Raw genomic sequence first — 19356 nt, 5'->3', positions numbered from 1 at the left:
GACTTACCGGCGTCGGGGTGGGAGATCACCGCAAACGTCCGCCGCTTGGCAGCCTCATGCGTGACCTCAGCCGTTCCCTTGCCTGCAACCGGCGCCGTCGTTGTCACTCTTGCTCCTCCGTGTTCTTCAGGTGGTGGCCTTGTTCCGGGTCCGTTGTTCACGCAGCCGCCCGGCGAATTCCTCAGCCATCGCCAATTGGCTCTGCAGAGCCTGGCAACGGGCGGCGATGGCCGCTTCGAAGGCGTCGAGCCTCTCACTCAGCGCTTCACGCTCGTCCCTGCCGGTTTCGGTGTCGTTGAGGCGGTCGAGCGCAGCCAGCAGTTCGCGGGTCTCCTCCAGACTGAAGTCCAGCGGCTTCATCCGCTTGATCAGCTGGAGCCGGTCCACGTCCTCCTCGGTGTAGAGACGGAAACCTCCACGGGAGCGAGCGGACGGCTCGACCAGGCCGACCTCGCCGTAGTAACGGATCGTGCGCAGGGACAGACCGGTTCGCTCGGCGACCTCACCGATCTGCATGTGACGTGTCTCGGACATCGCGGCACCCCTTTCCGCTGAATCTACTTTAACGTTAGATTCGTTTTTGTGGTCTCAGTGTTCGTAGCGCGCCACGGTAGCGCGCCTGTGTACGAATGAGGGTGTCATGCCGTCTCGGGTGAGCTGCCCTGCCTGGGGGCCGGAAGGGATGGCTCCGGTCTGGCCAGAGCCACGCGATGTTCACATACTCCGCGGCACATCGCCCAGATACCTCCATGAGGCGCGGAGGTGGGAACAGGATCCCATGGGGTTGCCCCAGAGTGGCGAGGGCCTCATGGCTTGCCCCTTGCAGCTCCGCTGCGCTGATGGCCTGCCCCCGGGGCGACGGTTCGGTGCCGAAGGCTCCATGCAGGTACTCGGCGGCCTCTGCTCGGGTGGCCATGTTCCCTGCCTCCTCGGGGATCCGTGCGCACGTCCGGGCACGAGTCCGGGTCGGCTGCGGGGGCACGGGGCGCGGCACGGGTGGAGCCGGGTCCGTGTCCCCGCAGGAGGGTGGTGAGTGCGAAGGAAGCAGGCCGACCCTCCACCCGAGACTCTACCCTGACGCAAGGGTAGAATTTTAGGGGTTCTGAGAAAAAGGCAGAGCCGGCTCCACGATGTCTCGGTCCGGACTCTTCCCGGAGTGACCCGACGGGTGTCTCATGAGGTTTTCGGTCGCCCCACTGGAGGTGACCGGTCCGTCCTGGCCAGCACGGCCATCACCGATCACCGAGAACGGCGAGCGGTTACCATGGCTCCACACGGTGAACGAACGCGCGAGAAGGACCACGTGGACACCCCCCGAACCTCCGTCGTCCTCGTGGGGCGCAACCCCACACCCGCGCTTTTGTCCGCGCTCACCCTGCCCCACGACCACCTCGTCCTGGCCGGCAGCGACGACACCCTGCCCACCGCCCACCGGGTCGCCGAGGCCGTGCGTGCACGCACCGCACCCGCCTCCGTGCACGTGATGAGCGTGGGCCCCGACCCGCACGACCCCGACGGGGTCGTCGACCACCTGCGGGCCCTCGAAACCGTACGAGGGGCTCGCCCCTGGTACCTCGACTACACCGGCGGCACGAAGATCATGAGCGTGGCCGCCGCTCTCCTGCACGAGCAGACCCTGCCCGAGACCGACCACCCCCGCGCTCCCGGCTGGCGCCTGTACCTGGACCCCCGACGCGACCTGCTGCGCACCGCCGATCCCCACAGGCCCGCCCTGCCCGTCGACACCTCCCGCGTCGACCTGGCCGCGCTCGCCGCCGTCCACGGATCCCACTGGATCGAGGACCGCGACCCCGAACCCGTGCGCCTGGTCGCCGAAGGCGGGACCCAGGCCCTGGACGCCCGCCACCCCCGGCTCGGCCCCGCGGCCCGGCGCGGGATCATCGCCGAGGCCCGCGTGCTCGCCCACCTGCGCCGCCACCTGCGCCGGGCACCCGACACCGAGGTCCTGGGCCCGCGCCGTGTCGCCGACCCGGCCCGTCCCGGGGACTCCGTCGCCGACTTCGACGCCGTGGTCCGCCACCGCCACCGGGTGCTGTGCGTGGAGACCAAGACCCGGGCCGACGACGTCGAGGCCCGCGCCGGATGGACCCTCGCCAAGGCCCGCCGGGTCTTCGGCAACGCCGTCTGTGTCCTGTTCGTGCACACCGGCCCCGCCGACCCGCGCCTGCGTGCGGCGATGTTCGACCACAACCCCGCCCTGACTGCACCCAACACCCACGTGTGGGCCCTCGACGACCTCCTGCGCCGCCTGACCTCCTTCGACGACCTGCGCTCGGCCTTCTTCCCCGGGCTGGCCCCCGCACCCACGGAAACCGTCCCCCACCCTCCGCTGCCCACCGCCCCCGCCCCACCGGGCCACCATCCCGGTCCCGGGTCCGCACCCGCCCTGGTCACCGCCCTGGGCGGCAGCCGCCTGGGCACCCTCACAGCCGTGCACGCCCACCGCCCCGCCCGGACCCTGATCCTGTCCTCCCGCCAGGGCATACGCGAACACGTACGCGAGGCCGCCGCCCGCACCCTGCACCGTGCCGAACACCCCGGGGCCCCGCCGGCCGACGCCGCCCACCTCGAGGAACACGGCTACCGCGACCGGGTCCGCTTCGGCGCGGACCCCGTCGACGGCTCCGACCCCCACGCCGTGGCCGCCCGCGCCCATGCCTGGATCACCGGGGAGAACGGCCGTCCCGCAGTGGCCGACCTCACCACCGGAACCAAGGCCATGAGCCTGGGCCTGGCACTGGCGGCCCGACACTCCGGAGCTTGCGCCACCTACCAGCTCCCCCGTGAACGTGCCCTGGTGTGCCTGACCCACGGGCGAGTGCCCCTGCACGCGCGTGCCGCCGTCGACTGGTCCCTGGTCCTGTCCGGCTACACGCCCCTGACCGGGCCCCTGACCGCAGACCCCGTCCACGTCGACGCGGCCCTGCTCGAGGCGGCCCGTACCGCCCTGACCCGCGCCACCGCCGACCCCGTCGAGGTCTGGGCCGACACCACCCTGGCCGACCCCGAACGGGCCCACACCGCCCGGGAACGCCCCAGCCTCGTCCTGACCTGCGGCGACCGTGCCGTCGGCCTGGCCGCCCCCGCCTGGCGCCGGCGCCGCCCCCACGACCGCCGTACCCGCCGTGTCAGCCCCGGCGCCTGGGCCCAGAGCGTGCACGCGGCGACCCTGCACCTCAACCTGCGCTGCGACGTCGCCGGTACCGTCCTGGCCCTCACCCGTCCCGGGGGCGACGTGGGCCGCGCCCGCGAACTCGTCGACTGGATCACCCACACCCCACCCGGGGCCCGACCCCCGGAACCCCGCCTGACCTTCGGCGATCCCCTGCACCCGCTCGTCCTGGCAGCCGCCCCCGACGACCCGCCCGCGCCCCTGCACACCGACCTCTCCCTCCTTTGACACGACCCGCCTTCGGCCTCCCCACGCCGGTCCCCGGCGGCCGACAGGATGGGGGCGCGACACACACGGGGAGGACACGCATGCGTCACGGGGGAGCGGCCGCCATCGCTCTGAGCACCGTCCTGATCGCGGGCTGCACGCCCGGGGAGGAGGAGACCTTCCACGGCCGGAGCGTGACCTGGGCCCCCTGCCACGACGAGGAGGACCTCACCCTCCTCACCGGGCTCGGCGGCGACCGCGACTGGCTGAGGGCTCTGGAGTGCGGAACCCTCACCGTCCCCCTGGACCACGACGACCCCGACGGGCGGACCCTCGACCTGGCCGTGGCCCGCCACCCCGCCGAGGGCGGGACCGACAGGGGCCAGGGCTCGCTCGTCCTCAACTACGGCGGCCCCGGTGCCTCCGGGGTGGACGCCCTGAACACCCCGCGTTTCGGTGAGGACGTACGCGAGGCCTACGACCTGGTCTCCTTCGACCCGCGGGGGGTCGGAGCCAGCGAGGGGTTCGCCTGCGGTGACCGGTACGCCCTCGACCGCGCCCTCAGCAGCGCCGGCGCCGCCGACCCCCTCGGTACCGACGCCGAGGACATGCGCCTCCTCGACGACGCCGCACGCGACTACGCCGAGAGCTGCGAGGAGGCCGTGGGGGAGGACTTCCTCGCCCACCTCGGCACCGTCGAGGTGGTACAGGACCTGGACGTGCTGCGCGACGCCCTGGGCGAGGACACCCTGGACTTCGTCGGCTACTCCTACGGCACCCGCGTCGGAGCCCTCTACACCGGCACCTTCCCCGAGAGCACCGGAGCGATGGTCCTGGACAGCCCCGTCCTTCTCGACGGCAGCGGTATCGACGCCGCTCTCGGACGCGCCAACGCCTTCCGCGACACCTGGCACATGTTCACCGAACACTGCACCGCGACCGAACCCGGTTGCCCCCTCACCGACCCGGGCACCGCCATCGGGATCACCGAGCAGGTCATCGCCGACCTGCAGAACGCCCCCCTCGTCGCCGAGGACGGCGTCGCCATCAACGGCGACATGTTCTCCCTGCTGCTCACCCTCGCCCTGCCCCGCGACGAGGACTGGGACGACCTCGCCGCTCTGTTCACCGCCCTGCACGAGGGTGATGAGGCGGACGCGCGGGAGGGGCTCGGCACGCTCTACGAGGAGGTCTTCGGCAGTTACCGCGACCGCGGTCCCGCACCCCCCGAACCCGGCGCCGACCACGTCGACGCGCAGGCCGCCCGGACCGCGATCAGCTGCGCCGACCGGCGCGACCCGACAGACGTGTGGGACTACCGCGACGCAGCGCGGGTGGCCGACGACGTGGCGCCCCTGCTCGGCCCCGACCCCGTCTGGGATCAGCTGCCCTGCGCCCACTGGACCGGGACCGAGCAGGTCCCCGACGACGTGAGCTTCGAGGACGCCCCTCCCGCGGTCGTCGTGGGCACCCTCGGCGATCCCAGCACCCCTTACGCCTGGGCCGAGGACCTGCATCGCGACATGCCCGGCTCCAGCCTCGTGACCTACACCGGCGCCGGCCACACCCTCTACGGGGAAGGACGCAACACCTGCGTGGAGGAGGCCGTCGACGCCTACGTGCTCGAGGACCGCCTGCCCCGGGACGGCCTGTCCTGCGACCCCGGCCGCTGACCCGTACCGCTCGGCAACGGGGCCGGCGGCTGCGGCCGCCGGCCGTGCCTCTGCCTGCTCGTGCCTCCGCCCGGCCCCGGAGCCCCGGGCCCGGATATGACGAGGCCCCCTGGAAACCGACAGGGGCGGGACCCGGTTCATCCACACCTGGATCGTTGACGGGGCCGAAGGGTGAGGAGCGTTGCCTTGAGCGGTGGACGGGTCCGGTGGGCCGGTGGCCGACCGGCGGGGGTGGTAGGTGGGGTGACCTGGTGGGCCGGTGACTGGTGGGGTGGGGCCGGAGGACCGGTGACGGGTGGGTGGTGTTCGGCGGAGCGTCGAGCGTAGCCCGGCCGGGGCTTCCCGCAACCCTCGTCGGCGCCCCGACACACACTTTTCATTGAGGTGAATGTGGCGGCGTTGTGCGGGGTTGTTCGCGGCGCCTCGGGGTGTGCGGTCCACCCCTTCCCCGGGCCGGCCCGCTCTCGCCGCCGAACACCCCGCGGCCGCAGCCAACCGTCCGCCCGAAGAAGTGGGGGCCAACTACACCCCCCCAGTGGCGGGCCATTGCGGTCAACGCTTGCGGCATGGGCACGGCCGTTCGCTCCTGCGACAGCAACGGCCCCCTACGGGAGCAACTACGGCCCCGCGCACTCCCGGTAGCGCATTGCAGCCGGGGGTGACAGGCGTGCGCCCGCACCCGTACTGGAGAAACTCCGACACAGAGAGGCCGGGAACGGCACCCGCGCGGGTGGCGGAGACCGAAAACCACCGTTGTTAGTGCTCGTGTGGGCACCAGCACCCGCCTACGGTGCCCACACGGGCACTATCAACCGCCCGGCCCGGCACCGCCTGGGCCTCGAATCCGACACTGGCAACAAGAACCACAGCCGAAGCCGGTTCCGGCAGCAATACCCACGCGCCGAAACCCGCCCAGCCACCCGCACACCCACCACCCCCGGGCCTCCACACCACAGACCAGGAACCCGGCCCCGGGCACCGCGCACACACCAGCCACCCCCGGCACCACAAGAAACCCCACCCCCAACCCGCGCCGCAACTATGGGCACCGAGAAACAGATGTGACGGGGCACCGAAGCGGGTCGCGGGAGCTCCCGGGCGGACTACGTTCGGCGCGCCGACGGACACTGCCCACCCCGACCGGCCCAACAGTGCGTTCACCCGTACCGGCCCCGGTCACGACGAGGGCCCCGCCCCACAGGAAGGGGAGCGGGGCCCGGGCCGCCCGCGACACCTAGATCCGGGAAGCGGCGTCCTCGTCCAACCAGAACACCGTGCTCTCGCGCCCGCGCGCACCCGCCACGGGTGCCTCCTCCACCGGGCCGCCGACCAGACCCAGGCGCACGGCCTCGGCCTTGCCCTCCCCGGAGGCGATCAACCACACACGGCGCGAGGCCCGGATCGAGGGCAGGGTCAGCGTCACCCGGCGCGGCGGCGGCTTGGGAGCGTCGTAGACACCCACCACTGCGGCTTCGTCGTCGTGCACCTGGGGCAGTCCCGGGAACAGCGACGCCACGTGCGCGTCCGGGCCCACACCCAACAGGCACACGTCGAAGGACGGGACCGGACCCTCGCCGCGCGCCGCCACCGCCAACTCCCGCGAGTACCGGGTCGCCGCGTGTTCGACCTCGTCACCGTCGGCCCCGTCCGAGGCAGGGATCGGGTGCACCTGGTGCGAGGGGATGTCGATGTGGTCGATCAGTGCCTCGCACGCCTGGGTCTCGTTGCGCTCCCCGTCCTTGTCGGGCAGGAAACGCTCGTCGCCCCACCACAGGTGCACACCGGACCAGTCCAGCCCGATGCGCTCGGCGGCCCCCCGCAGCTCGGCCAGGGTCCTGATGCCGATGCCGCCGCCGGTCAGCGCCACGTGGGCAACGCCCCGATCGGCGACCGCGCTACGAATCGTGCGTGCCAGCTCGTCCGCGACGGCTGCGGCCAGTTCTTCGCCGTCGGGACGACGGACGACTTCCGGTTCACTCACTTGCCTGCTCCGCTCCAGCGCTCACGTGGCCCAGGTGCCGGGCCGCGCTCGCATAGGTCTCGTCTGCGTCCAGTCGGCGCAGTTCCTCGGCCAGGGCCATGGCTGCGCCGCGGCGGGCCAGCGCCACCGTCTGGTCCGGTTGTCCGAACCGCTCCAGGACGGCCGTCCGACCGTCGGTCCGGGAGATCACCATGTCCCCTTCCTCGGTGGACAACCGCGCCTCGGTCAGTCCGGGCCCGTGCGAGGTCCGGCGTTCCACCGGAACCGCCAGGCGTTCGGACAACCACGACGCCAGCAGCTCGGCGCTCGGGTAGTGCGGCTCGGCCGTCACCGACGCCGAGGTCACCCACCCGCTGGGCTGGTCCATCACACTCGCCAGCAACGAACGCCACGGTGTCAGCCGGGTCCAGGTCAGGTCCGTGTCGCCCGGACGGTAATGAGCTACCCGCCCACGCAGGTCCTGCAACGGATCCTCGGCACGCAGAGCGTCGGTGATGCGCCGCTGGGCCAGCCGGCCCACCCGGTCGGCGCCCGGATCCATCGGTCCTGGCCCCGGCCACCACACCACCACCGGTGCGTCCGGCACCAGCAGCGGTGTCACCACGGAGTCGGGGTGGCTGCCCAACGGCCCGTACAGCCGGAGCAGGACCGCCTCACCCGGCCCGGAAGTACCCGGACGGCGGATCTCCGCGTCGATGGCCGGCTCGGCCGCCGGGTCGCGGCGGATCAGCGCGACCACCCGGGAGGGGTGCTCGCGTCCCGCCTCCGTGGCGGCCCGTACCGCGTCGTAGTGGTCGGCCTCGTCGGTGACGATGACCAGGGTCAGCACCATGTTCATCGCCCCGCCGCCCACGCTCAGCCGCTCGGACATGAGCGCTTCGGTGATCTGCGAGGTGGTGGTCTGCGGCAGATAGAGCGTCATGGCACCCTCCGGACATGGTCGTGTCTGCTCACGGGCGCCGCCACTGGCGACCGTCCCGGGCGAGCAGGGCCTGCCCGGATTCCGGGCCCCAGGTACCCGCCCCGTACTGTTCGGGCTGACCCGACCCGGCCCAGTGCTTCTCCACCGGGTCCAGGATCTGCCACGACAGCTCGACCTCCTCCTGGCGCGGGAACAGCGGCGGGTCGCCGATGAGCACGTCCAGGATGAGCCGCTCGTAGGCCTCGGGACTGGCCTCGGTGAAGGACTGCCCGTAGGTGAAGTCCATGCTCACGTCCCGTACCTCCATGCTGGCTCCGGGCACCTTCGACCCGAAACGCAGCGTCACTCCCTCGTCGGGTTGGATACGCAGCACGAGGGCGTTCTGCCCCAGTTCGCTGACGTCCGAGCGCGGGAACATCTGCTGGGCTGCGGCCTGGAAGACCAACGCCACCTCGGTGACCCTGCGCCCCAGCCGCTTGCCGGTGCGCAGGTAGAACGGCACCCCCGCCCACCGGCGCGTGTCAACGCCCAGTTTCAGGGCCGCGTAGGTCTCGGTGATGGACTCCGAGGGGATGCCCTCCTCCTCCAAGTACCCGCGCACGTACGAGCCGCCCTGCCAACCGGCCTCGTACTGGCCGCGCGCCGTGCCTGTGGACAGGTCCTCGGGCAGGGAGACCGCCGAGAGCACCTTCTCCTTCTCCGCACGGATCGCGTCCGCGCTGTAGGCGACCGGCTCCTCCATCGCCACCAGGGCCAGCAACTGCAACAAGTGGTTCTGGATCACGTCGCGGGCCGCGCCGATACCGTCGTAGTAGCCCGCGCGTCCGCCCACGCCGATGTCCTCGGCCATGGTGATCTGCACGTGGTCGACGTAGCTGCGGTTCCACAGCGGTTCGAACAGGGTGTTGGCGAACCGCAGCGCCAGGATGTTCTGGACCGTCTCCTTGCCCAGGTAGTGGTCGATACGGAAGACCGACGCGGGCGGGAAGACCTCGTCCACGACCTCGTTGAGCTCCTGGGCACTGGCCAGGTCGTGTCCGAACGGTTTCTCGATGACCACACGGCGCCACGGCGTGGCGCCACCGGCCCCGCCCCGTCGCCCGTCACCGTTCTCAGCGGACGCCTCCGGCGCAGCGGGCTCCCCCTCCCGCGGCTCGGCCAGCCCCGAACGCTTGAGCTGGGTGACCACGGTCGGGAACAGCTTCGGCGGCAACGACAGGTAGAACGCGTAATTGCCACCGGTACCGCGTGCGGTGTCGAGCTCGCGCACGGTCGCGGCCAGCTCGTCGAAGGCAGCCTCGTCGTCCAGATCACCCTGGACGAACCGCACGCCCTCGCTCAGCTGGCGCCACACGTCCTCACGGAAAGGGGTACGCGCGTACTCGCGCACGGCATCGTGCGCCACCTGCGCGAAATCCTGGTCCTCCCAGTCCCTGCGGGCGAAACCCACCAGGCCGAACCCCGGAGGCAGCAGTCCCCGGTTGGCCAGGTCGTAGATGGCCGGCAGCAGTTTCTTGCGGGCCAGGTCGCCCGTGACGCCGAACAACACCAGCACACTGGGGCCGGCGATACGCGGCAGTCGGCGGTCCAGGGCGCCTCGGAGCGGGTTGGGGACCGCTCCCGGCATCGCTGGTTCTTTCAAACTGACTCACGCTTCCTGTCGAGGGTGGCCGGTGGACGGGGACCGGACCGTACCCGTGCCGGGGACCGGCCCCCGGCACGGGAAAAGGGCACGGGAGAGGGCCCCGGATGGCTCAGGCCAGGCTCCGGAGCTTGGCCGAGACACCCTTGAGCAGGCTGTCCCAGGAGTCGACGAACTTCTGCACGCCCTCCTCCTCCAGGACCCCGAACACATCGGTGAGGTTGACCCCGGCGGCCTCGAGCGCGGCGAAGTCCTCCTGCGCCGACCGGTAGGTGCCCAGGACCGTGTTGCCCTCGATCTCGCCGTGGTCGGCGACCGCGTCCAGGGTCGCCTGCGGCATGGTGTTGACGGTCTCGCGCGCCACGAGCTGGGTGACGTAACGCGTGTCGTCGTACTCGGGGTCCTTCACCCCGGTGGAGGCCCACAGCGGACGCTGCGGCTGCGCGCCCAGGTCGGCCAGGGCACGCCACTCCTCGGTGTCGAAGGCCTCTTCGTGGGCCTGGTACGCCAGGCGGGCGTTGGCGATCGCGGCCCTGCCCAGGAGCGAGACGGCCTCGTCGGTGCCGATCTGCTTCAGGCGCTTGTCGACCTCGGCGTCGACACGGCTGACGAAGAAGGAGGCCACCGACTGGATACGCGACAGGTCGTGGCCGTTGGCGCGGGCCAGCTCCATGCCCTCCATGAAGGCGTCCATGACCTGGCGGTAACGGTCCAGGGAGAAGATCAGGGTCACGTTCACGCTGATGCCCTGGCCCAGTACCTGCGTGATCGCGGGCAGGCCCTCCGACGTGGCGGGGATCTTGATCATCAGGTTCGGCCGGTCCACCAGCCACCACAGGGCCTTGGCCTCGGCGATGGTGCGCTCGGTGTCGCGGGCCAGGCGCGGGTCGACCTCCAGCGAGACCCGGCCGTCGACACGGTCGGTGGCCTCGTAGGTCGACCGCATCAGATCGGCGGCCCAGCGGATGTCGTAGCCGGTCAGCATGCGCACGGCCTCGTCCACCGAGACTCCGCGCGCGACCAGGTCGGCGACCTGGTCGTCGTAGGCCTCGCCCTCCGAGAGGGCCTTGTCGAAGATGGTCGGGTTGGAGGTCACGCCGACCACGTGCTGGGTCGACATCAGTTCGGCCAGGTTGCCCGAGCGCAGCCGCTCACGGCTGAGGTCGTCCAACCACACGGACACGCCTGCGTCACTCAGGGACTCGAGTGCCTCGTTGCTCATGATTCTCTCGCGCTTTCCTCAACGGGCGACGTTCGCCCTCGTCACAGGGGTCGGGCCCCGCCGAACGTCCGGCCGGCGGGGCCCGTACGGATCAGCGTGCGGCCTTGGCAGCGCTCTCACGCACGGCCGTGACGACCGCCTCGGAGGTGATCCCGAACTTCTCGTACAGGGTCTGGTACGGGGCCGAGGCACCGAAGTGCTCCAGGCTCACCGACACACCGGCGTCGCCGACGTACTCACGCCAGCCCAGGGCCACACCGGCCTCGATGGACACGCGGGTACGCACCGAGGGGGGCAGGACCTGCTCGCGGTACCCCTCGTCCTGGGCCTCGAACCATTCCACGCACGGCATCGAGACCACACGGGTGGGGGTACCGGCCTCCTCGAGTTCCTTGCGGGCCTCCAGCGCGATGGGCACCTCGCTGCCGGTGGCGATCACGATCGCCTCGGGGGAACCCCCGGAGGCCTCGGCGAGCACGTAACCGCCCTTGACGGCCTCCTCGGCCGGGGCGTACTCACCGCGGTCCAGCACCGGCAGGTTCTGCCGGGTCAGCGCCAGCGCGGACGGACGGTCGGTGGTCTCCAGGGCCTTGCGCCAGACCACTGCGGTCTCGTTGGCGTCGGCCGGGCGGACCACGTCCAGGCCCGGGATCGCACGCAGCGCCCACAGGTGCTCGATCGGCTGGTGGGTGGGGCCGTCCTCGCCCAGGCCGATGGAGTCGTGGGTCCACACGTAGGTCACCGGCAGCTGCATGAGTGCGGCAAGGCGCACGGCTGGGCGCATGTAGTCGCTGAAGACCAGGAAGGTGCCGCCGTAGGGGCGGGTGGGCCCGTGCAGGGCGATGCCGTTGAGGATCGACCCCATGCCGTGCTCACGCACACCGAAGTGCAGCACACGCCCGTACGGGTTGCCCGGGAACATGCTGCTGGCCCGGTCGAAGGGCAGGAAGGAGGGCTCACCCTTGGGCGTGGTGTTGTTGGACCCGGCCAGGTCGGCCGAACCGCCCCACAGTTCCGGCAGGACGGGGGCCAGGGCGCCGAGCACCTCACCGCTGGCCTTGCGGGTGGCCATGCCCTTGGCGTCGGCCTCGAAGGTGGGCAGCGCCTCGGTCCAGCCCTCGGGCAGCTTGCCCGACTGCAGTCGGTCGAAGAGTTCGCCGTTCTCCCCCGCGCCGCGGCGCCAGGCCTGGAAGGCGGTCTCCCACTCTCTGCGGGCCTCGCGGCCGCGGTCCAGGGCCCTGCGGGTGTGCTCGAGGACCGCCTCCTCCACGTGGAAGGGCTCGTCGGTCATGTCCAGGAGCTGCTTGGTGGCGGTGATCTCCTCGGCGCCGATGGCCGCGCCGTGGATCGCACCGGTGTTCTGCTTGTTCGGCGCCGGCCACCCGATGACCGTGCGCAGACGGATGAAGGTGGGGTGCTCCGTGTCGGCCTTGCCGCGCAGGACCGCCTGGTACAGGGCGTCGATGTCCTCGGTGTAGTCACCGCTGGCGGTCCAGTCGACCTCCTCGACGTGCCAGCCGTAGGCGCGGTAGCGCTCGAGCACGTTCTCCGAGTGGGCGATGCGGGTGTCGTCCTCGATGGAGATCTGGTTGTCGTCCCAGATCATGATGAGGTTGCCCAGGTTCTGGGTCCCGGCCAGGGCGCTGGCCTCGTGGCTGACACCCTCCTGGACGTCGCCGTCGGAGCAGAAGGCGAAGACGTGGTGGTCGAAGGGGCTGGCGCCGAGGCCGGCCTCGGGGTTGAACAGGCCGCGCTCCCGGCGGGCCGCCATGGCCATACCCACGGCGTTGCCCACGCCTTGGCCCAGCGGGCCGGTGGTGGTCTCCACACCGGGGGTGTGGCCGACCTCGGGGTGGCCCGGGGTCAGGCTGCCCCACTGGCGCAGCCCCTTGAGGTCGTCCAGGCTCACGCCGTATCCGGCCAGGTAGAGCTGAATGTACAGGGTCAGGCTGGAGTGGCCGACCGACAGCACGAAACGGTCCCGCCCGACCCAGTCGGGCGCTGCCGGGTCGTGGCGCATGATCTTCTGGAAGAGGAGGTAGGCGGCCGGGGCGAGGCTCATGGCGGTGCCGGGGTGTCCGTTACCCGACTTCTCTACCGCGTCCATGGCCAGGGCGCGGACGGTGTTGACCGCGCGGAGGTCGAGGTCCGACCACTCCAGTTCTTGCGGGGTGTGGGCGTTCACGGACTGTCGTCTCCTTCTCGGGCACCCCTTCGCCCGGTGGGCGGGGTGGGTCGTGTGCGTGCGTGTCGGGGCCGTCGCCGTGTTGTCGGGTCCGCACTCGTTCGGGGGCGAGTGACGGGAGATGCTGTCGAGGAGGGTAGGGCGCCTGTGCCGCCGAGTGCCGGTCAGGTGCCCTGTCGGACTGCATCGCCGGGGAAGACAGCCGCCGAGGTCGGCGAAACCGCGACGGGTTCGGCCAACTGTGAGCCTATCGTCCGCGGTCGGTGGTGTCGTGGCCCGACACCTCTGTCTACCAGCCGGTAAGGTGACCTGCCCGCCCGCTGGGCCCTGCCGCGGCCGTTGCGCGCGGCGCGTGGCACGCTGGTTGCGGTCCGAGGGGTGTGCGACCCTGCTGTACGCCCTGGCCTGCCCGGAACGGGACTTCGGTTGACGGGGGGCTGGTCCTCGGTCCGGGAAAAGAAGTACTACAGTATGTCGTTGACGGGGTTTCCGCCGGTCCGGGCAGTGCGTCGGCCGTTCGGCCCCGCGTGGCGAGCAGTGTCGAGAATCCCTAGAGTTGTCGAGGTATCCGCGTGTCTGAAACCGAGCCGGTGCCCCCTGTGGGAACCCGACTGCGGCGTAGCCGTCCGGCCGTGAGGACACGGTAGATGGCCCTCGCAGACCGAACCCCGCACACGGGGTCCGCCGGCACCGACGGCACGAGCCCCGAGGCTGCCCGCAAGGCCTCCTTGGGCGAGTACGTGCGTGCCTACGTGGCCCTGTCCAAGCCCCGCGTCATCGAGCTGCTGCTCATCACCACCATCCCGGTGATGTTCGTCGCGGCCGGGGGAGTGCCGCCGCTGTGGACGGCCGTGGCCACCCTGCTCTTCGGGACGATGTCGGCAGCCAGCGCCAACGCGATCAACTGCTACATCGACCGCGACATGGACCGCAAGATGCTCCGCACCCGGAAGCGTCCGGGCGCGATGCAGTTGGTCACCCCGCGCGGTGCCCTGGTCTACGGACTAGCGCTGTCGATCGGCTCCACCGCCGGTTTCGCCCTGTGGGTCAACCTGCTCGCGGCAGCGCTGTCGGCCTTCGCGATCCTGTTCTACATCTTCGTCTACACGATGCTGCTCAAGCGGCGCACGGCGCAGAACGTCGTGTGGGGCGGTATCGCCGGCTGCATGCCCGTGCTCATCGGTTGGGCGGCCGTGACCGGCAGCCTCGCCTGGGCCCCCTTCGTGCTCTTCCTCGTGGTGTTCTTCTGGACACCGCCGCACACCTGGGCGCTGGCCATGCGCTACCGGGAGGACTACGCCGCCGCCAGTGTGCCCATGCTGCCGGTGGTGGCCACCGACCGCCGGGTGCTGCTGGAGTGCGTGCTCTACAGCTGGGCGACCGTGGCCGTCTCCCTCGTCTTCTGGCCGGTGGCCGGCACCACCGTCTTCTACGGTGCCGTCGCCTCGGTCCTGGGGGCGTTGCTGTTGGTGCAGGCCCACCGCATGTACAACCGCTCCCGGGCGGGCGTGACCGGCGCCAAGCTCAGGACGATGGGTTTCTTCCACCTGACCAACGCCTACCTCGCGCTGCTGTTCGTGGCGGTGACCGTCGACCCGCTCATCGCGGGCGTCCTCGCCTGAGCCCTGCCCTTCGCACGCGGCCGTCGCCGGCACCCGCCGGGGCGGCCGCACGTGTGTGCGACCCCGGAACGGCCCCGCACGGCCGACCCCGCCGCCGGGCCTCCCCCGCCCGGGATGTGGCCGGCACCACTGCGGAGCAGCGGAGCCGCTGCGGCCCTGAGGAGGCCTTCCTACTACGATCGGTGGCCATGCCCCGCCTCGACACCAGAGCCATCCTGCAAGGACGCAACTCCCGGCGTTCGGCCACCCTCCTGGTCGGCACCACCGTCAGCGTCGTGTGCATGGCCGGAATGCTCGTCTACCTCTGGACGCTCGCGATGGCGGGGGGAGCGGCAGCGGGCATCGACGGTGCCACCGGGTTCGTCCTCAGCCTCCTGGCCGCCGTCGTCCCCGTCAGCATGCTGGTCCCGCTCATCCTGCTGCTGGACCGGCTCGAACCCGAACCCCGCTCGGTCCTCTTCTTCGCCTTCGCCTGGGGCGCGGGTGTGGCGGTGGTGGCCTCCCTCGTGCTCAACACCTGGGGGATGCGCAATGTCGCGGTGCCGCTCCTGGGCCCCGAGGCCGGGGGGATGGCGGCGACCTCGGTCGTGGCACCGGTCGTGGAGGAGAGCGCCAAGGGGGCGGTGCTGCTCATTCTGCTCTGGCGGCGCCGTCACGAGATCGACACCTACACCGACGGTGTGGTCTACGGCGGCATGGTCGCCACCGGTTTCGCCTTCACCGAGAACATCCTGTACTTCCTCGGCGCCTTCTTCGAGGGCAACCTCGCCGCGACCTTCGTACTGCGCGGGATCGTCGCCCCCTTCGGCCATCCCGTCTACACCGCGGTGATCGGTGTCGGTGTGGCCTACGCGGCCATGCACACCGGACGGGCACTGGCGCCGGTCGCCGGATGGTTCGCTGCGGTGGTACTGCACGGCCTGTGGAACGGTGCGGCCCAGACCGGGTGGACGGGGCTGGGCCTGGCCTACGCGGTACTGTTCGTGGTCGCGCTCGGGCTCGTGGGGCTGTCGGCGCGCGACCGCCGTTCCCAGGTCGCGGCGATCGGACGCTACCTGCCCCCGTACGTGTCCACCGGCCTGGTCACGCCCTCCGACATCACCATGCTCAGCTCCGTGCCCCGGCGCCGTGAGGCCCGTGGGTGGGCCTCACACAACGCCGGGCCGAAGGGGCGTGCCGCGATGAAGGAGTACCAGCTCGCCGCGACCGAGCTGGCCCTGCTGCACCAGAAGATCGACGCGGGACGGCCCCGCAGTGACTGGAAGGTGCGGCGCGATTCCTACCTGGCGCTCATGCACGTGTCCCGGGACACGTTCCTGGGACGCATGCATCAGCCGGCCACGCCGGGATGGGCGGAGAACCCCACGGATTCCGGGTTCATGCGCCGCGCCGACTTCGCGCAGGTCATCGCTCAGGCGCGGGCTCCGCAGCCCCTGCAGGACTACGTTCCCCGCCATGCTCCGCGGAGTGGTCCGTGACGGGGGCCGCGGGCGCTTCCAGCCGGGTGGTGGAGAAGTACAGACGTGCGATCGCGATCCAGGTCAGGGCCGATCCGAGTACGTGCAGCACCACGAGGTACTCCGGTAGGGCCAGTGCGTACTGGACGTAGCCGACCACGCCCTGGAAGAGCACCAGGGCCACCAGCGCGAGCGAGGCCACACGCACCGGGCGGGCGGCGCCGGTGCTGAAGGCCAGGGCCACGGCGATCACGGCCCCGGCCAGGGTCAGCCACGCCAGGCCCGAGTGCACCGGGGTGATGATCTCCAGGTTCAGGTCCCAGCGGGGGGCCTGCGCGTCACCGCCGTGCGGTCCGGTGCCGGTGACCACGGTCCCGGCGATCAACAGCAGGAACCCGACCACGACCAGGCCGACCGAGATCGCGTGCAGCAGCGGGTTCACGATCACACGCGGTTTGCCCTGCGGTTCGAGGACGCGCACGTACAGAGCGACGGTGAGGAAGACCATGACCATCGACAGCAGGAAGTGGGAGGCCACCGAGGCCGGGTGCAGGTCGGTCCAGACGGTGATGCCGCCGAGCACGGCCTGACCGAGGACGCCGGCGGGGATGATCGCGGACAGGAGCTTCAGGTCGCGGCGGTGCGGGAACGAACGCAGGACCGCGATGAGGGTGATGACTCCGACCGCCATGACCAGGAAGGTCAGCGTGCGGTTGCCGAACTCCACGGCGGCGTTGAACGCGGCGTGGCCGGTGTCGACCGGCACGAAGCTCTCGGGGGTGCACCGGGGCCACTCGGAGCAGCCCAGCCCCGATTCGGTGACGCGGACGGTGGCGCCGGTGACGGCGATCCCCGCGTTGACCACGATGTTGCCCAGGGCCCATGCACGCAGGGACCGTGTGGTGGGGCTCCAGATGGTGCGTGCGAGGAAGATCAGGGCGAGGACCCCGGCGGCCGCCAGGGCGATCTGCCAACCCCACAGGGGCAGGCCCAGGACGACGATGTCGTCCATCTCCGCTGCGGCGGGGGGCAGGGTGCTCGGCGGTGTCGTGGTGGCCGGGGAATCAGGCATACGACAGACTGTAGTACACGGAGCGCGCGCCGGTGACGCGCCCCCGCCGCAGTCGCCACCTGCGGGGACGCGGCCCTTCCGCAGGCGTTCGGGCTCGTTCGCGACCGGAAGGTCCGCGGCGCCTCAGGGGCGGACGGGTGCCTCGTGGACCGGGTCCCCGTGGGGCCGGTCGAGCAGTTCCAGGCTCTCGGGCGTGAACGAACCCGGCGCACTGACGGTCCCCGAGGTCTTCTGTCGGGGGAGCAGTGTGAGGGTGCCGATCTGGTCCTCGGCGAGCCCGGCGGCGTCCGAGGACTCGTGTCGGCTGCCGGAAACGCCCTTGAGTACGAAGTGTGAGGGGCTCACGTCGAGTTCGCCGTCGGTGCGGTTGGCAACGGTCACGTGCACGGTGGTGTACTCACCGCCGGGGTCCGGTCCACCCACGGTGGTGTATCCGCCGTCCGGCCCGGGGCCGGGTGTGGCCGCGGGGACGAACTCGGCAGGGGCCACGGTCAACCCGACCGGCGCGTCGGGGCTCTCGGAGGGGACGGCCTCCTCGCCCGTGCGGTCCTCGACCCGGTCGGGTGAACTCCGGGAGGAGGGCGAGGACGGGGACCACGGGCCCGGGACGGGGCCGGAGAGGAACACCGCGCCGAGGACGGTGGTGCCGCCTACGAGCGCGGCCAGGCCGAGCAGGCCCTTGAGGGGCGAGGCCCGCTCCCGGCGGGTCGGTTTCGGCACGGTGAGCCCTCCTGGTCGGGGCTCCTTCACGCCCCGTATTCGGCCGGATGCGCACAGAGGGTAACGATCGTGGGTGCGGGGGTGGGGGAGGCCGACCGGTCTCGGCGGGGCGCATATGAAGGGGGCGACGGAGACCCCTGCGGTCCCGCCGCCCCCTCGAAGCCGCTCCTAGGCGTCAGCGTTGCTGATGCACTGGTTGAGCAGGTCCAGGTCGAGGTTGATCAGGCCGAGGGCCTGCTGCTCCTGGACGCAGGAGTGCACCACGTCGGTGTCCCACTCGTCCCCGCCGCTGCCCGCGGCGGCGGTTCCGACGCCGGCCCCCACGAGGCCGGCAGCGAACAGACCGGTGATGGCGATCTTGGCAACCTTGTGCATGTCTTCCCTCTCCGTGGGTGGATACAGCGTCTTGGGCTCGGTGCCCACCAGGGCAGATAACCGTTCGCTCACGGATCGAAACCCCGAGTGAGTAAACGCTTGGCAAGGGGCTCTCGGATTTGGGTGGCCACGCACTGTTATGTCGCTTGAGGCGGGCCCTCGTCATCGCCCGGGGACGGTGTTCGGGCCGTCCTTTCCGTGTCGCCGCCACCGTCGCGCGCGGAGGTGCGGGTCGAGCCGGCGCTGGCCGCGATCACGCACGCCACCGCGACCCACTGCCACACGGTCAACATCTCGCCGAGCAGCAGGAGCCCCACGAGCGCGGCCGCGGCCGGCTGCAGGCTCATGAGTACACCGAACACACGCGGTGGCATACGGCGCAGGGCGGTCAGCTCGAGGGTGTAGGGCACGACCGAGGACAGCACACCCACGGCCAGGCCGAAGAGCACGAGGCGCCAGTCCAACAGGGCCGCGCCGCCTTCGGCGATCCCGGGCGGCGCCAGGAGCGCCACACCGACGACGCTGCCGATCGCCAGCCCGGAGGCGCCGCTGAAGCGCTGTCCCGTAGCCGCGCTGAGCAGGATGTAACCGGCCCAGGCCACCGCCGCCAGCACCGCGAAGAACACACCCACAGGGTCCAGGTCGGTGCGTTCCAGACCCAGGGCGGCCACCCCGGCCCCGGCCAGACCGGCCCAGAGCAGATCCAGCCTGCGGCGCGAACCCAGGACCGCGATCATGAGCGGTCCCAGGTACTCGACGGTGACCGCGATACCCAGGGGGATGCGGGCGAAGGCCTGGTAGATGAAGAAGTTCATCAGCGCCAGCGCTGTGCCGTAACCGATCACCACCGCCCAGTCGGCGCGGGTGCGCGCCCGCAGGGCCGGCCGCACCAGGACCGTCAGCAGTACGGCCGAGGTGAGCAGGCGCAACCACACCACAGCGGTGGGAGGCAGCTCTTCGAACAGGCCCTTGGCCACGCCGGCGCCGGTCTGTACGGAGACGATCCCGAGCAGGACCAGCCAGGTCGGCGGGACCGCCTCGGCAGCCGAGCGCAGCGTCGGAGGTGTACCGGAGGAGATGCGCAT

The 19356-nt window shown here is 71.3% G+C and carries 14 protein-coding genes; 4 read left to right on the top strand and 10 right to left on the bottom strand.

Annotated elements, in window-relative coordinates:
* Positions 1-126 precede the first annotated feature (126 nt).
* Positions 127-534, bottom strand: coding sequence for a MerR family transcriptional regulator (locus D456_RS0119375; RefSeq protein ID WP_017577843.1), 408 nt, complete (start codon positions 532-534; stop codon positions 127-129).
* A gap of 730 nt (positions 535-1264) precedes the next feature.
* Here D456_RS0119375 and D456_RS0119370 point away from each other — a divergent pair.
* Both D456_RS0119370 and D456_RS0119365 read left to right on the top strand, forming a co-directional pair.
* Positions 1265-3421, top strand: a complete 2157-nt coding sequence (locus D456_RS0119370) for a PDDEXK family nuclease (RefSeq protein WP_017577842.1) — start codon at positions 1265-1267, stop codon at positions 3419-3421.
* Between the two features lie 80 nt (positions 3422-3501).
* Positions 3502-5073 (top strand): alpha/beta hydrolase, encoded by a 1572-nt coding sequence (locus tag D456_RS0119365; protein ID WP_017577841.1) that lies wholly within the window; start codon positions 3502-3504, stop codon positions 5071-5073.
* A 1234-nt stretch (positions 5074-6307) separates the two neighbouring features.
* On the opposite strand, the gene pgl is transcribed toward D456_RS0119365, so the two are convergent.
* The 5 genes from pgl to tkt all read right to left on the bottom strand — a co-directional run bounded on the left by pgl (position 6308) and on the right by tkt (position 13025).
* The gene (gene pgl, locus D456_RS0119360) at positions 6308-7054 is read right to left on the bottom strand and encodes a 6-phosphogluconolactonase (RefSeq protein ID WP_017577840.1); all 747 of its coding nucleotides are present in this window, start codon (positions 7052-7054) and stop codon (positions 6308-6310) included.
* Entirely contained in the window at positions 7047-7976 is a 930-nt protein-coding gene (locus tag D456_RS0119355; RefSeq protein ID WP_017577839.1) for a glucose-6-phosphate dehydrogenase assembly protein OpcA, read from the bottom strand. The genes pgl and D456_RS0119355 overlap by 8 nt, the downstream gene beginning before the upstream one ends.
* 28 nt (positions 7977-8004) lie before the next feature.
* Positions 8005-9603, bottom strand: a complete 1599-nt coding sequence (gene zwf / locus D456_RS0119350; RefSeq protein ID WP_017577838.1) for a glucose-6-phosphate dehydrogenase — start codon at positions 9601-9603, stop codon at positions 8005-8007.
* Between the two features lie 127 nt (positions 9604-9730).
* Positions 9731-10840 carry a transaldolase gene (gene tal, locus D456_RS0119345; protein ID WP_017577837.1) on the bottom strand — a complete coding sequence of 370 codons (1110 nt, stop codon included), beginning with the start codon at positions 10838-10840 and terminating at the stop codon, positions 9731-9733.
* Positions 10841-10931: 91 nt separating this feature from the next.
* Positions 10932-13025 (bottom strand): transketolase, encoded by a 2094-nt coding sequence (gene tkt / locus D456_RS0119340; protein ID WP_017577836.1) that lies wholly within the window; start codon positions 13023-13025, stop codon positions 10932-10934.
* Between the two features lie 647 nt (positions 13026-13672).
* On the opposite strand from tkt, the gene D456_RS0119335 reads away from it, so the two are divergent.
* Together D456_RS0119335 and D456_RS0119330 are read left to right on the top strand one after the other, a co-directional pair.
* The gene (locus tag D456_RS0119335) at positions 13673-14647 is read left to right on the top strand and encodes a heme o synthase (protein ID WP_017577835.1); all 975 of its coding nucleotides are present in this window, start codon (positions 13673-13675) and stop codon (positions 14645-14647) included.
* Between the two features lie 188 nt (positions 14648-14835).
* The gene (locus D456_RS0119330; RefSeq protein ID WP_017577834.1) at positions 14836-16125 is read left to right on the top strand and encodes a PrsW family intramembrane metalloprotease; all 1290 of its coding nucleotides are present in this window, start codon (positions 14836-14838) and stop codon (positions 16123-16125) included.
* Here the strand turns inward: D456_RS0119330 and D456_RS0119325 are convergent.
* From D456_RS0119325 to D456_RS0119310, 4 genes are all read right to left on the bottom strand, one after another.
* Positions 16052-17176: a COX15/CtaA family protein gene (locus tag D456_RS0119325; RefSeq protein ID WP_026116029.1), complete on the bottom strand. Its 1125-nt coding sequence runs from the start codon at positions 17174-17176 to the stop codon at positions 16052-16054. The two genes, D456_RS0119330 and D456_RS0119325, sit on opposite strands and share 74 nt — an antisense overlap.
* 123 nt (positions 17177-17299) lie before the next feature.
* The gene (locus tag D456_RS0119320) at positions 17300-17896 is read right to left on the bottom strand and encodes a DUF4352 domain-containing protein (protein ID WP_017577832.1); all 597 of its coding nucleotides are present in this window, start codon (positions 17894-17896) and stop codon (positions 17300-17302) included.
* A gap of 168 nt (positions 17897-18064) precedes the next feature.
* The gene (locus D456_RS0119315; RefSeq protein ID WP_017577831.1) at positions 18065-18271 is read right to left on the bottom strand and encodes a hypothetical protein; all 207 of its coding nucleotides are present in this window, start codon (positions 18269-18271) and stop codon (positions 18065-18067) included.
* 137 nt (positions 18272-18408) lie between these two features.
* Complete coding sequence (locus D456_RS0119310) at positions 18409-19356, bottom strand: EamA family transporter (protein WP_017577830.1); 948 nt, start codon at positions 19354-19356, stop codon at positions 18409-18411.

It is taken from the genome of Nocardiopsis kunsanensis DSM 44524, from assembly GCF_000340965.1.
In the GTDB taxonomy this organism is placed as follows: Bacteria; Actinomycetota; Actinomycetes; order Streptosporangiales; family Streptosporangiaceae; genus Nocardiopsis; species Nocardiopsis kunsanensis.
Note: the sequence above shows the minus strand (reverse complement) of the source record. Positions and strands in the feature narration are given on the sequence as shown.